At 69.0% G+C, this 15,310-nt stretch carries 8 protein-coding genes; 6 read left to right on the top strand and 2 right to left on the bottom strand.

Annotated features, from left to right (window positions below; genetic code table 11):
- The first annotated feature begins 71 nt into the window (after positions 1-71).
- The gene (ligA, locus tag BUE16_RS08975; protein WP_073308757.1) at positions 72-2,231 is read left to right on the top strand and encodes an NAD-dependent DNA ligase LigA; all 2,160 of its coding nucleotides are present in this window, start codon (positions 72-74) and stop codon (positions 2,229-2,231) included.
- A gap of 347 nt (positions 2,232-2,578) precedes the next feature.
- On the opposite strand, the gene BUE16_RS08970 is transcribed toward ligA, so the two are convergent.
- Positions 2,579-3,433, bottom strand: a complete 855-nt coding sequence (locus BUE16_RS08970; protein WP_073309083.1) for an ABC transporter permease — start codon at positions 3,431-3,433, stop codon at positions 2,579-2,581.
- Positions 3,434-3,578: 145 nt separating this feature from the next.
- A complete protein-coding gene (locus tag BUE16_RS08965; protein ID WP_073308755.1) occupies positions 3,579-4,568 on the bottom strand; it encodes an ABC transporter ATP-binding protein in 990 nt (329 codons plus the stop codon).
- Positions 4,569-4,681: 113 nt separating this feature from the next.
- Here BUE16_RS08965 and BUE16_RS08960 point away from each other — a divergent pair, with 113 nt between their 5' ends.
- The 5 genes from BUE16_RS08960 (at position 4,682) to polC (ending at position 15,242) form a co-directional block, all read left to right on the top strand.
- Positions 4,682-5,986, top strand: coding sequence for an O-acetylhomoserine aminocarboxypropyltransferase/cysteine synthase family protein (locus BUE16_RS08960; RefSeq protein ID WP_073308753.1), 1,305 nt, complete (start codon positions 4,682-4,684; stop codon positions 5,984-5,986).
- On the top strand, positions 5,983-7,293 hold the full coding sequence (metX, locus tag BUE16_RS08955; RefSeq protein ID WP_073308751.1) for a homoserine O-acetyltransferase MetX: 1,311 nt from the start codon (positions 5,983-5,985) through the stop codon (positions 7,291-7,293). Before BUE16_RS08960 ends, metX begins: the two co-directional genes overlap by 4 nt.
- 104 nt (positions 7,294-7,397) lie before the next feature.
- On the top strand, positions 7,398-8,696 hold the full coding sequence (locus BUE16_RS08950) for an O-acetylhomoserine aminocarboxypropyltransferase/cysteine synthase family protein (RefSeq protein ID WP_073308749.1): 1,299 nt from the start codon (positions 7,398-7,400) through the stop codon (positions 8,694-8,696).
- 212 nt (positions 8,697-8,908) lie between these two features.
- Positions 8,909-9,328: a PPC domain-containing DNA-binding protein gene (locus tag BUE16_RS08945; protein WP_073308744.1), complete on the top strand. Its 420-nt coding sequence runs from the start codon at positions 8,909-8,911 to the stop codon at positions 9,326-9,328.
- 274 nt (positions 9,329-9,602) lie between these two features.
- Entirely contained in the window at positions 9,603-15,242 is a 5,640-nt protein-coding gene (polC, locus tag BUE16_RS08940) for a DNA polymerase II large subunit (protein ID WP_073309081.1), read from the top strand.
- Positions 15,243-15,310 lie beyond the last annotated feature (68 nt).

Below are 15,310 nucleotides of genomic sequence, written 5' to 3'. Positions count from 1 at the left end.
GGTCACGGCGCCGATCGTCCGACCCGGTCCCGTCCGATGGATTGAGGCGACCGCCGTCCCAACCGCCGCCAATGAGTACGCCCGCCGAGGTCGACGCCGACGACCTCCGCTACGCGGACCCGGACAACCCCTACCTGACGGAGCCGGACACCGACTTCGCGCCCGTCGCGGACCTCGACGCCGGCGACGCCGCCGCGGAGGCCGACCTGCTCCGGGACGCGATCCGCGAGCACGATCACCGCTACTACGCGCGCAACGACCCGCTGATCGCCGACCGGACGTACGACGCGCTGTTCGCGCGACTGGAGGAACTGGAGGACGCATTCGACCTCGAGGCGAGCGACTCGCCGACGCGGCGCGTCGGCGGCGGCACGCTGGAGGAACTCGGCGAGGTCGAACACGCCGCGCCGATGCTGTCGATCGACCAGTCGGGCGAGGCCGAGGACGTGCGCGAGTTCGACGAGCGCGTGCGGCGCGAACTCGACGACGCCGAGGACGTGGCCTACTCCTGCGAGCCGAAGTTCGACGGCCTCTCCGTCGAGGTGGTGTACGAGAACGGCCGGTACGTGCAGGCGGCGACGCGGGGCGACGGCCGCGTCGGCGACGACGTGACCGAGCAGGTGCGGACGATCCGCTCGGTGCCCGAGCGGCTGGCGGGCGATCCGCCCGAGACGCTCGCCGTCCGCGGGGAGGTGTTCATCCCCCGCGACGCCTTCCAGGCGCACAATCGCGAGCGCATCGAGCGGGGGAAGGAGCCGTTCGCTAATCCCCGTAATGCGGCCGCGGGGACGCTCCGGCAGCTCGACCTGGAGGCGGTCGCAGAGCGCCCGCTCGACTGCTTCTTCTACGACGTGCTCGGGTGGGACACCGGCGGGTCGGTGGACGACGACGGCCGCGCGGCGTCCCAGCCCGACACCCACATCGGGGAACTCGACGGTCTCGGCTCGTTCGGCCTGCACGTGAACGACCGGGCCGAGGGGGCCGAGGATATCGAGGCGGCCATCGACTACCGCGACCGCCTGCTCGACGAGCGAGAGGACCTGAACTACGAGATCGACGGCACCGTGATCAAGGTGAACGACCGCGCGAAGCGCGAGGAGCTCGGGACGAAGGCGCGCAGCGTCCGCTGGGCGTTCGCGTACAAGTTCCCCGCGCGCCACGAGGTGACCACGGTGGAGGACATCGTCGTGCAGGTGGGTCGGACCGGCCGGCTCACGCCCGTGGCCCTCCTCGACCCGGTCGACGTGGGCGGCGTGACCGTCTCGCGGGCGACGCTGCACAACCCCGACGAGATCGACTCGCTCGGGGTGAACGTCGGCGACGAGGTGCGCGTGAAGCGCGCCGGCGACGTGATCCCGCAGGTCGCGGAGGTCGTGGAGTCTCACAGCGACCGGCCCTACGAGTTCCCGTCGGAGTGCCCGGTATGCAGCAGCGAGATCGAACGCGAGGGCCCCCTCGCGTTCTGTCCGAACGGGCTCGCGTGTCCCGCGCAGGCCGAACGCGCGGTCGTCCACTACGCCAGCCGCGGAGGCCTCGACATCGAGGGATTGGGCGAGGAGTCCGTCGAGCAACTCCGGGAGGCCGGCCTCGTCGAGACGCTCCCCGATCTCTATCGCCTGTCCGACCGCCGCGAGGACCTCGCGGATCTGGAGGGGTGGGGCGAGACGAGCGCGGACAACCTGATCCGCGAGGTCGAGGCGAGCACCGAGCCCGAACTGGCCGACTTCCTCGCGGCGCTCGGCATCCACGAGGTCGGCGCCGCGACCGCGCGGAACCTCGCGCGCCACTTCGGCACGTTCGAGGCCGTCCGAACCGCCGGCGAGGCAGAGCTGGCGGAGGTGGACGACATCGGCGAGACGGTCGCCCGAACCGTCCGCGACTTCTTCGAGACCGAGCAGAACGCCCGCGTCATCGACGACCTGCTCGACTACGTGGACCCGCAGCCCGACGACACCGAGACGGGCGACGCGCTGGAGGGGGTGACGTTCGTGTTCACCGGGTCGCTCTCGACGGCCCGCAGCGTCGCTCAAGACCTCGTGGAGGCTCACGGGGCGAACGCCACGGGGTCCGTCTCGGGGAACACCGACTACCTCGTCGTCGGCGAGAACCCGGGGACGAGCAAGCGCGAGGACGCCGATGCGAACGACGTGCCCGAACTGGACGAGGAGGAGTTCGCCGCCCTCCTCGCAGAACACGGGATCGGGTGGCCGCCGGGGGACGAGGAGGAGTAGAGGACGGCGGAGGCGCGCGGCGGCGGGCCTCCAGTCACGCGAGCGGTGCGCGGTCTCATTCTATGAGACCGCGATAGCGAACGGCGAACGAGATGAGCCGTGAGCGAAGCGAGTGTGACCTCACGGGACCGGAGATCCCGTGTAGTGCCCGTCGGACGCGCGCGAGGGATGAACGAGGAGCGAACGGAGTGAGCAATGAGTGAATCGGCTGGGGAGGTTGTGGTCGCTGTGCGGTCGTGGTGGGTGGAAATGAAAGGGGGCTTTCTCGGTCGGCGAGCCAGAAACCCCGATGCCGCCGGGAACCGGCGAAACGGAGAAATCGAGAGAGCAGACAGGTGATTGATAGTTTACAGATCGGCGCCCTCGAACCGCCACAGCCCGAGCAGCGGCGGCACGAGCAGCCACGCCGCGAGCATCGCGAACGCCGCGATCTCCATGGCCGTCGCGTACTGCCCGGCGCCGCCCTCGACGCTCGCCTGTCCGGCGGCGAACAGCGTCGTGCTCACCCACTCGCCGGCGACGATCTTGAACGAGCCGGTGGGGTTGAGCAGCCGGAGCAGCCGCAGCAGCTCAGTCCCCGACAGCGGGAGCCACCCCGGAGCGCCGCCGGTGCCGAGGTACAGCCGCAGCGGGAACTGGATCGCCCCCCACAGCGGGACGAACAGGAAGTACAGCCCGACCGCGCCGCCGATCGCGAGGCGGTTCGACGACACCGCCGCCGAGAAGCCGACCGCGATGGCGACGAACGCCGACGACAGCAGCAGCGTCAGCAGGATGTAGCCGAGGAACGTCCCGATCTGTAGCGACAGGGGACCGATCGCCGCCACCAGCGCGGGGAGTAGGAATCCCACCGAGACGGGCACCGCGATGGCGCCCGCGCGGCCGGCGACCTTTCCGAACACCACGTCCGACCGGGAGTGCGGCAGCGCCAGCAGCAGCTTCAGCGACCCCGTCTCGCGCTCGCCGACGACGGCGTTGTACGAGACGACCAGCGCGATGAGCGGGATAAGCGTCGTGACGAGCGCGTCGCGGACGAGGAACGAACCCAGCAGCGCGCTCGTAGGGATCGTCTGTCCCGGTCCCGGGCGCACGAAGTACACGACGACTGAGACGAGCAGGACGAAGAACGCCGTCAGCCCCAGCAGCCACCGCGAACGGACGGCGTCTTGGAAGTCTTTTCGCGCGACGGCCTCGACGCTCACGCGAACCACCCCCGGTGAGTGTGAGCACGGGAGTCGCAGCCCGCGAAGTGAGCGGTACGAGGTCGAACGGAGTGAGACCTCGGTGACGATCGGGGAGCGAAGCGACCCGTGAGCGACGCGAGCGAGCAGGACCGTCTCCCGAAGCTCATTCGGGCACCTCCGTGTCCGCGGCGGCGGTGCTGTCGTCACCGCGACCCGCACCTGCCCCGGTGCCGGTGCCGGTGACGGCGCCAGCGCCCTCCGCGTAGGTGAGGAAGAGATCCTCCAGGCTCGCCTCCTGGGTGGTGAAGTCCTTCACGGTGACCCCGGCGTCTTCCAGCGCCCCGATCACCTGCGTCTTCGCGTCGCTCTCGCACGACACCGTGACGGTGCCGCCGTCGGTCGCCGCCGAGGAGACGCCCGCGAGCGCGCGGACGGCCTCGACATCCTCCTCGCTGGCAGCGTCGACGGTGACGACGAGTTGCTCCTCGCCGCCGACGGCCTCGCGCAGGCCCTCAATGGAGTCCTCGGCGACGAGTTCCCCCTCGCGCATGATGCCGACGCGGTCGCACACCGACTCCACCTGCCCGAGGACGTGACTGGAGAAGAACACCGTCGCGCCGCGGTCGGCCTCGCTGCGGACGATCTCGCGCATCTCCTTGGCGCCGGCGGGGTCCAGTCCGGAGGAGGGTTCGTCGAGGATGAGCAGGTCCGGGTCGCCGACGAGCGCCATCCCGAGGACGAGCCGCTGGCGCATCCCCTTGGAGTAGCCGCCCGCGCGGCGGTCGGCGGCGTCGGCGATGCCCACGCGCTCCAGCATCGCCTCTGCGTCGCCGTCGACTTCCTTCGAGCGCATCGCGAACTCGATGTGTTTGCGGCCGCTGAGCCGCTCGTACACGTCGTACCCCTCGGGGAGGACCCCCGTCCGGCGGCGGACCGCGACCGACTCCGCCTGCGCGTCCCGCGAGAGCACCCGGACGGTGCCGCTCGTGGGACGCACGAAGTCGAGCAGCATGTTGATCGTCGTCGACTTCCCCGCCCCGTTCGGGCCGAGGAAGCCGAACACCTCGCCCTCCTCGACCGCGAGGTTGAGGTCGCGGACGGCCGTTACGTCGCCGTATCGCTTCGTGACGCCGTCCAACTCGATGGCGGCCATATACCGCCCGCTTCCGCCGGTCTCCGCTTTAGACTTTGGGAGTTCGTGCGGCAGCCGGCAGACGTTGCCGTAACTCGCGTGCATATCCGTTTGTGTGGATATGCCCGTAGTACATGACCGACGACGCCGACGCGCCGGCGGGCGAGTGGGGCGCACGGACGCGAGCGCTCCACACCGGCTGGACGGGCGACTCGGCGACCGGCGCGCGAGCGCCGCCCATCTACCAGACGACCTCCTACGCGTTCCCCGACGCCGACACCGCTGCCGATCTGTACGCCCTCGACCGCGAGGGCGACGTGTACACGCGCATCTCCAATCCGACGACGCGGGTGCTGGAGGAGCGACTCGCGGACCTGGAGGCCGGCGTCGACGCCGTCGCCACCGCCTCTGGGATGGCCGCCCTCGACACCGCGACGAGCCTGCTCGCGCGCACCGGCGACAACGTCGTCGCCAGCGCCGACATGTACGGCGGCACGAGCGCCTACCTCGCGCACATGGGCTCGCGGCGCGGCGTCGAGGTGCGAACCGTCGACACGACCGACTACGCGGCGTACGAGGACGCCGTCGACGAGGACACGGCGTTCGTCCACGTCGAGACGGTCGCGAACCCCTCGCTCGTCACGCCCGACTTCGGGCGGATCGCCGAGATCGCGCACGACCGCGCGGTCCCGCTCGTCGTCGACAACACGTTCGCCACGCCGGCGCTGTGCAACCCGATCGACCACGGCGCCGACATCGTGTGGAACTCGACGACGAAGTGGATCCACGGTGCGGGCACGACCGTCGGCGGCGTCCTCGTCGACGGCGGCACCTTCCCGTGGGACCACCCGGACGCCGACTACCCCGAGCTGTCGGGGGAGAACCCCGCCTTCGGCATCGACTTCTCCGAGCGGTTCGGCGAGCGGGCGTTCGCACAGGTCGCGCGCCACCGCGGCGTGCGCACGCTCGGGAACCCGCAGTCCCCCTTCGACGCGTGGCAGACGCTCCAAGGGCTCTCGACGCTCCCGATCCGCATGGAGAAGCACTGCGAGAACGCGCGCGTCGTCGCCGAACACCTCCGCGATCATCCCGAGGTGGCGTGGGTCACCTACCCCGGCTTCGAGGACCACCCGACGCACGACGCCGCCGCCGAGTACCTCGACGGGTTCGGCGGCATGGTCGTGTTCGGGCTGGACGAAGGCTTCGCCGCCGGCAAGCGCGTCTGCGAGGAAGTGGAGCTGGTGTCGTTCCTCGCGAACATCGGCGACGCCCGCTCGCTGATCATCCATCCGGCGAGCACGACCCACGCGCAGTTGTCCGAGGCGGAGCAGGCGGCCGCGGGCGTGAGTCCCGACCTCCTCCGGCTCTCCGTCGGGATCGAGGACCCCGGAGACATCGTCGCGGACCTCGATCGGGCCATCGCGGAGGCGACGCGATGACGGCCGTCGAGTCCGTCGGCGAGTTCCGGTTCGAGTGCGGCGAGTCGATCGACGACCTCCGGCTCGCCTACGAGACGTACGGCGAGTTCGACGGGGACAACGCGGTCCTCGTCTGTCACGCGCTCACCGGGAGCCAGCACGTCTCGAACGCGCCCCGCAGCGAGGACCACGAGCCCGTCACCGACGGTCCTGACGGCGGCGCCGAGGCGGCCGACGCGGACGCAGACGCGGACGTGGGGACAGGCGTGCAGACCGCCGGCCAGGCCCGCGCGTGGTGGGACGACGTGGTCGGCCCCGGCAAGGCGATCGACACGACCGAGTACTACGTCGTCTGCGTCAACGTCCCCGGCTCCTGTTACGGCTCCTCGGGGCCGCCGTCGGAGGGACCGGACGGCGAACCGTGGGGGACAGAGTTCCCGCCGGTGACGGTCGGCGACTGGACCCGCGCGCAGCGACGGCTCCTCGACCGCCTCGGCGTCGGCCGCCTCCACGCCGTCGTCGGCGGGAGCGTCGGCGGGATGAACGCCGTCGACTGGGCGAAGCACTACCCAGACGACGTGCGCCGCGTGGCCGCCGTCGCGACGGCTGCGCGGCTCGACACGCAGTGCCTCTCGCTCGACGCCATCGCCCGCCGCGCGATCACCACGGACCCGAACTGGAACGGCGGCGACTACTACGGCGACGACCGACCGAATCCGGACGACGGGCTGGCGCAGGCGCGCCGGATCGGTCACGTGATGTACCTCTCGAAGGCGTCGATGGGCCGGAAGTTCGGCCGCCGTGCGGCCGGCCGCGGCGCCTTCGGCGACGCGCCCGCCGACCCGACGGACCGGTTCTTCCCGTACCGCGAGGTCGAGTCGTACCTCGATTACAACGCCGACTCGTTCACCGCACGCTTCGACGCCAACAGCTATCTCTATCTCACGCGGGCGATGGACGAGTACGACCTCGCCGCGGGCTACGGCTCCGATACGGAGGCGCTTGCGGCGTTCGAGGGGGAACTGCTCGCACTGTCGTTCACCGGCGACTGGCACTTCACCGTCGAGCAGTCCCGCGCGCTCGCGGCCGCAGCCCGCGACGCGGACGTGCCGACCGCGCACCACGTCGTCGAGTCTGACCACGGACACGACGCGTTCCTCGTCGAACCCGAGTCCGTCGGCCCGCCGTTGCGCGACTTCCTCGCCGACGGCGTCGACGGGCGCGCCGTCCGCGACGAAAGAGAAGAGAGCGACGGGAGCGACGGCTCGGGCGGCCACTCCGGCGGCCCCGACCGCGCGCCGGTCCACGCGAGCCTGTTTCCCGGGTAGCCCGGCGGCGGCCGACCGCGACGCGTCGTCCTGCGTCGTCGACAGCGGCGAGTTCAGCGCTCGGCGGCAGCGCTTAGAGAGCGGTGTCCGTAGGTGGAAACAGTATGGCAGAAGACGATACCGACTACGGCTTTTGGACTCGCAGCGTCCACGACGGCGCCGACCCCGATCCGACGACCGGGGCGCGCGCGCCGCCGATCCACCAGACGACCTCCTACGTGTTCGACGACGCCGACCACGCCGCGCGGCTGTTCGCGCTGGAGGAGGAAGGGTACATCTACAGCCGACTGCTCAATCCGACGGTCGCTCGCCTGGGCGAGCGCCTCGCGTCGCTGGAGGGCGGCGTCGGTGCGGTCCCGACGAGTTCCGGGATGGCAGCATTCGACCTGGCGACGTTCCTGCTCGCGTCGGCCGGCGACAACATCGTCTCCTCGTCGTCGCTGTACGGTGGCACCTACACCTACCTCACCCACACCGTCGAGCGACGCGGTGTCTCGACCCGGTTCGTCGACACCCTCGACTACGAGGGGTACGCCGACGCCATCGACGAAGACACCGCGTTCGTCCACCTCGAGACCATCGGGAACCCGGCGCTCGTCACGCCAGACATCCAGCGCATCGCCGACATCGCCCACGAGCACGGCGTCCCGCTGTTCGTCGACAACACGTTCGCCACGCCGTACCTCTGCCGGCCGATCGAACACGGCGCGGACCTGGTGTGGGAATCGACGACCAAGTGGATCCACGGTTCCGGCTCGACCATCGGCGGCGTGCTCGTCGACGGCGGGTCGTTCCCGTGGGGCGAGCACGCCGACCGCTTCCCGGAGCTCGGCGGCGACAACCCCGCGTACCACGGCGTCAACTTCGCCGAGCGCTTCGGCGAGGCGGCACTCACCTACGCCGCCATCGCGCGCGGGCAGCGCGACCTCGGCAGCGCCCAGTCGCCGTTCGACGCGTGGGCGACGATGCAGAAGCTGGAGTCGCTCCCGATGCGAATGGAGCGCCACTGCACGAACGCCCAGCACGTCGCCGAGCACCTCGCTGACCACCCCGCCGTCGACTGGGTGACGTACCCGGGGCTCCCGGACCACGAGACGCACGCCGAGGCGTCGGAGTACCTCGACGGCGGCTACGGCGGGATGATCGCGTTCGGGCTCGACGGCGGCTACGAGGCCGCACGCGACACGGTCGAGGGAACCGAACTGGCGTCGCTGGTGGCGAACGTCGGCGACGCGAAGACGCTCGTCATCCACCCAGCGAGCACGACCCACCAGCAGCTCACCGAGGAGGAGCAACTGGCCGCCGGCGTCACCGGCGACATGATCCGCCTGTCGGTCGGCGTCGAGAACCCCGAGGACATCGTCGCCGACCTCGACCGCGCGATCGACGCGGCGACGCGGTAGCTACGGATCGGAGAGGGCTGACAGGCGGCCTGTGTGCCCCGATCGACACCGCGATCGGTCGGACCACGTCCGCGCCGACGGTCGGACCGCGCACCCGTCTCGCCGTCGGCGGCAGTTCTCAGCGTCGCATCGGTGGCGCTGGTCCCGGCTTCGTATATGAAGGTTCGGTCGCGGCGGCAACGTTTTACTCCCGGTCGGCCGACGCGTGAAGTATGAACTACCGAGCGGTCGAGGTCGCCGGCGAGTACGTGGCAAGCCTGGACAACGGCGCCGACTGGCGCGAGGAGATCGAGTCGCTCGCCGACAAGGTCGAGGCGGACGCGGCGTGGTTCAACGCCATGGGCGCCGTGCAGGACGCCGAGGTGTGGTTCTACGATCAGGACGACCAGGAGTACCGGTCGGTCGCGTTCGACGAACCGCTGGAGGTCGCCGCCTGCGTCGGCAACGTCGCGCGACTGGACGGCGAGCGCTTCGCCCACACCCACGCCGTGCTCTCGCGGCGCAGCGGGCAGGCGCTCGCGGGGCACCTGAACGCCGCAACGGTGTTCGCGGGAGAGGTGTACCTCCGCGCGTTCGAGGAGCCGCTGGAGCGCGAGCACGACGAGGTCACGGACCTCGACCTCTGGCTGTAGGGCCGGCCGGGCCGACCGACGTGGCCACGAGCGAACCCGTGGTCGCAGGAGACGCGAACCGCTTATCACCCTCCCGCGCACAGGGAGGTGACGTGCACCGACGACCCCGACACGCGAGCCGAGGCGGCGCGTTCGTCGCCGCCGTGAACGCGGCTCCGGGGTCGGTACCAACGATACGACTGCAACCCGAGCAGGGTCGGTGGGAGCGACGGCCCCGGCGGGGAGACCCGCGCCGGCGGAGCGGACGCCGCGGCCCGACGACGGAGGCGACGCAATGAGACCGGACGACGAGCGCTACTTCGCACGGATCGAGGACAGGTTGGACGAGGCGTTCGAGCGCGCGGAGGCGGCGAAGGCACAGGGGAAAGACCCGGAGACGGAGATCGAGATCCCGGTCGCCCGCGACATGGCCGACCGCGTCGAAAACATCCTCGAGATCCCCGGCGTCGCCGAGCGCGTCCGCGAACTGGAGGGGGAGATGTCCCGCGAGGAGGCGGCGCTGGAGCTCGTGACCGACTTCGTGGAGGGCACCGTCGGCGACTTCGACTCCCGCGCGGGCAAGATCGAGGGCGCAGTCCGGACGGCGGTCGCCCTGCTGACGGAGGGGGTCGTCGCCGCCCCCATCGAGGGGATCGACCGCGTCGAGATCCTGGAGAACGACGACGGCACCGAGTTCATCAACGTCTACTACGCCGGACCGATCCGCTCTGCGGGCGGGACGGCGCAGGCGCTGTCGGTGCTCGTCGGCGACTACGCCCGCGCGCTGCTGGGCATCGAGGAGTATCGCGCTCGCGACGACGAGGTCGAACGCTACGCCGAGGAGGTCGGCCTCTACGACAAGGAGACAGGGCTCCAGTACACGCCGAAGGACACGGAGACGAAGTTCATCGCCGAGCACATGCCGATCATGCTCGACGGGGAGGCCACCGGCGACGAGGAGGTCTCCGGGTTCCGCGATCTCGAGCGGGTGGACACCAACAACGCCCGCGGCGGGATGTGCCTCGTGCTCGCAGAGGGGATCGCGCTCAAGGCCCCCAAGATCCAGCGGTACACCCGTCAGCTCGACGAGGTCGACTGGCCCTGGCTTCAGGACCTCATCGACGGCACGTACTACGGTGATGGCAGCGAGGAGGCCGCGGGCGACGACGGAGACGGCGACGGCACCGAGGACGAGACGAACGACGGCGCGGAGAGCGAGGGGGCGGGATCGGCCGAGGGGGACCCGGACGCCCCGATTGAGCCGACGCGGGCCGACTCCTCTCAGAAGTTCCTCCGCGACCTCATCGCCGGACGTCCGGTCTTCGGCCATCCCTCCGAGGCGGGGGGCTTCCGACTGCGCTACGGCCGTGCGCGCAACCACGGCTTCGCCACCGCCGGCGTCCACCCCGCGACGATGCACATCGTCGACGACTTCCTCGCGACCGGCACCCAGATCAAGACCGAACGCCCCGGGAAGGCCGGCGGCGTCGTCCCCGTCGACTCGATCGACGGACCGACCGTCAGGCTGGCGAACGGTGACGTGCGCCGCATCGACGATCCGAAGGAAGCGAAGGAGGTCCGCAACGGTGTCGAGGAGGTGCTGGACTTAGGCGAGTACCTCGTCAACTTCGGCGAGTTCGTCGAGAACAACCACCCGCTCGCGCCCGCCTCGTACGTCCGCGAGTGGTGGGAACAGGATCTCGCGGCAGCGGGCGCAGACCTCCAGGCGCTGGAGGACGACCTCACGGTCGATCTCGACGAGCCCGACGCAGGCCAGGCGCTCGCGTGGGTCGACGAGTACGACGCGCCCCTGCACCCCGCCTACACCTACTGCTGGCACGACATCTCGGTCGACGAGTACGACGCGCTCGCGGACGCCGCGGCCGACGGCGAGGTGACCGGCGACCTCCTCGTCGTCGAGCACACCGACACCGTCCGCCGTGCGCTGGAGAAGCTGCTCGTGGAGCACACGCAGACCGAGGACGCGATACGGATTCCCGACTTCCGACCGCTGCTCCGGCAGGTGGGAGTCACCGACGGCCTGCGCCGCGAGTGGGACCGGACGGCCCTGTCGGCGGAGGCCGAGGGGTGGGACGGCGGCGAGAACGCGATCCGCGCGGTCAACGAGGTGGTCGGCTTCGAGGTGCGCGAGCGCGCCCCCACCCGGATCGGCAACCGGATGGGCCGGCCGGAGAAATCCGAGAGCCGCGACCTCTCGCCGGCGGTCCACACGCTGTTCCCGATCACGGAACTCGGCGGCAACCAGCGATCCGTGGGCGAGGCCGCCCGCAACCGCACGGACAAAGGGAAGGGGGTCTACGACGTGCTCGTCGGCGAGCGCGAGTGCCCCGAGTGCGGCGAGCACACGTTCAAGCCGCAGTGTCCGGCGTGCTCGGCCCACACGGAGCCGTACTACGAGTGCGAGGAGTGCGGCACCGTCTGTGAGCCCGACGAGTCCGGACGCGTCGAGTGCCCGCGCTGCGAGCGCGATGTCGAGAGTCCCGACTGGCACACGATCGACCTCAACGACGAGTACTGGTCGGCGCTGGAGGCGACCGGCGAGCGCGAGGCGAGCTTCGACATCCTAAAAGGTGTCAAGGGTCTGTCCTCATCGAACAAGACGCCCGAACCGATCGAGAAGGGGGTCTTCCGCGCGAAACACGGCGTCACGTCGTTCAAGGACGGTACCGTCCGCTACGACATGACCGACCTCCCCGTCACGTCGGTCCGGCCACAGGAACTCGACGTGACCGCCGACCACTTCCGGGAGCTGGGCTACGAGACCGACATCGACGGCGAACCGCTCGTCCACGACGACCAGCTCATCGAGCTGAAAGTGCAGGACATCGTCCTCTCGGACGGCGCGGCCGAACACATGATGAAGACGGCCGACTTCGTCGACGAACTGCTCACGGACTTCTACGATCTGGAGCCGTTCTACGAGGTGAACGAGCGCGACGACCTCGTGGGCGAACTCGTGTTCGGGATGGCCCCCCACACCAGCGCCGCGGTCGTGGGGAGAGTGGTCGGCTTCACGAGCGCGGCCGTCGGGTACGCGCACCCGTACTTCCACGCGGCAAAGAGGCGGAACTGTTTCCACCCGGAGACGAAGCTCTGGTATCACGACGAGACCGACGAGTGGCACCACGGACGGATCGACGAGTTCGTCGAGGAGCGGTTGGACGATCCGAGCGAGGACGACTTCGGGACGCTCGTGTCGGAACTGGACGGCGACGTGTTCGTTCCCTCGGTGACCGAGGACGGCGAGGAGGTGCTGAAGCCGGTCGAGGCGGTTTCGAAGCACATCGCGCCGGATCACATGGTTCGCGTGGAGACGCGGAGCGGGCGAGAGATCACGGTGACGCCGGATCACCGGCTCTGCCGATGGGACGACGGGATCGAAACGATAGAGGCGACCGAGTTGACGGTCGGAGACGAACTCTCGATCCCGGCCACGACGCCCGACGACCGCGTCGCCTCTCGAGAGGGTCCCCCGGTGGCCCGTGCCGACGGCGGCCGAAGCGTTGATGAGATCACGTCGGTCGACTACGCCGAGAGCGACACGAGTCACACGTACTGTCTCACGGTCGAGGAAACGCACACGCTCGTTGCAAACGGGATTCACTCAGCGCAATGCGACGGCGACGAAGACTGCGTCATGCTCCTCATGGACGGCCTGCTAAATTTCAGCAAGTCGTTCCTCCCGGACCAGCGCGGCGGGAGCGTAACCGAGGACTCGCGGCTCGTCGCGGTCGGTCCCGATAGAGAGGTTCGGTTCACTACCTTTGGAGAGTTCTGGGAGGAACTGGAGAGCCCAATCGAGGTCGATGGGAAGTTCCGGAAGCGCACGTGCCGGTGGGAGGGATGGAAGACGTACGCGTTCGACGAGAATCACGAGGCGTCGCTGAAACCCATCGAAAAGGCGATCCGGTACCGGGCCGACGAGGATGAGTCGCTCGTTCGCATCGAGACGCAGTTCGGCCGCTCGCTCGAACTCACAGAACACCACAGTCTGTTCCGATACGATGACGGGATCGAGGAGGTGGCGGGTGGCGATCTGAGGGAGGGCGATCTCGTCGTTGCTCCCCAACGGCTGGATATCGAACCGGAGTCGACGACGATCGACGCGATCGATGCCGTCGAGGATCCGTACGTGTTCGTCGATGAGGAAGTTGAGGCGTACTTGACCGACGTATGGGAGGGATCTCGCCGAGGTGACGAGACACGCGTCGCATTCGATGGAGGACTCTCCTACCGGCTCTCGAAACGGAAGCTGTCCGCCGAGACGTTGAAGACGATCGGTGAACGGTCGGACACCGATCCTCCGGAGGCGGTCAGTGTCGGACTGAGGGGGTCTTCGGACGGGATCGATCGGTCCGTCGACGTGGACGAGGAGTTCGCGTGGTTGCTCGGGATGTTCGTCGCCGAAGGATCGCTCTCCGGGGTCCGACCGACGATCCACAACGCAGACGACGAACTAATCGATCGAGTCGTCGAGGCTGCGAACGCGTCGCTCGGATGCGACCCCGCGGTGAGATGGTCGAACAAGGCGTATGAAGCAGCGTTCCCCGCGGTCGTCCGCGAGATCCTCTACGAACTCGGCTTCGAGGACAGGGACGAATGCACGTCGAGCGAGAAGATCGTCCCGAAGTGTATACTCCGCGCCCCTGACGACATCGCACTCGCCTTCCTCCGGGGGTTCATCGCCGGCGACGGAAGCGAAACGAGTGACGACAACCACACAACGATCGCGTTCCACACGACCAGCGAGGACGTGAAGGACGGCGTCGTGTTCCTGCTCCACCGGTTCGGACTCGTCGCGAACGTCTCCCGACGCGAGCGTGACGAATCGCGCCAGCCGATTTTCACGGTCACTGTCTCAGGTGGAGCGTCCGACAACCCCCTCGGTCGTCTCCTCGACGGGAACGAGCCGTACCAACCGAAGAGCCTCGTCGTGTCGGTCCCGGACGCGTTGATGCGAATTCGGGAGATGGACATTCCCGGCGTGAAGCGTCTCGTGCCGGAGTATTTGAAGCGGCGCGAACACATCTCGCTGGAGAAACTCCGCGACATCGTTAGCGCGCTCGACGAGCGGGAACTCCCCCAGGCTGCGGCTTCCAAACTCGACGAGGTCCGCCCGATCGTCGACGGGGACCTCTCGTACCTCCGGGTGCAGAACGTCGAGCGCGTCGATTACGACGGGTTCCTCTATGATCTACAGGTCGGGGGCGAACCCGTCTTCACCGCGAACTGGCTGTACGCCCACAACTCCATGGACGCCCCGCTCGTCATGTCCTCGCGCATCGACCCCTCCGAAATCGACGACGAGGCGCACAACATGGACATCGTCCGGCAGTACCCCCGCGAGTTTTACGAGGCCACCCTCGACATGGCCGACCCCGGCGAGGTGGAGGACCTGATCCAGATCGGTGAGGACACCCTCGGCACCGACGACGAGTACCGCGGCTTCGACCACACCCACGACACGACCGACATCGCGCTCGGCCCCGACCTCTCGGCGTACAAGACGCTCGGGTCGATGATGGACAAGATGGACGCGCAGTTGGCGCTCGCGCGGAAGCTCCGCGCCGTCGACGAGACGGACGTGGCCGAGCGGGTCATCGAGTACCACTTCCTGCCGGACCTGATCGGGAATCTCCGGGCGTTCTCCAGACAGGAGACGCGGTGTCTCGACTGCGGCGAGAAGTACCGTCGGATGCCCCTCACGGGCGACTGCCGCGAGTGCGGCGGCGACATGACCCTCACCGTCCACCGCGGCTCCGTGAACAAGTACATGGACGTCGCGCTGGAGGTCGCCAAGGAGTTCGGCTGCCGCGAGTACACTATCCAGCGGCTGGAGATTCTCGAACGCTCGCTGGAGTCGGTGTTCGAGAACGACAAAAACAAACAGGGATCGATTGCGGACTTCATGTGACCGTCGGCAGTCGACCGAACGCTTGGGAGAATCGTCAGCGAGTATCGATCTGATCGCCACGTGGGTCG

This window comes from Halobaculum gomorrense (assembly GCF_900129775.1).
In the GTDB taxonomy this organism is placed as follows: domain Archaea; phylum Halobacteriota; class Halobacteria; order Halobacteriales; family Haloferacaceae; genus Halobaculum; species Halobaculum gomorrense.
Note: the sequence above shows the minus strand (reverse complement) of the source record. Positions and strands in the feature narration are given on the sequence as shown.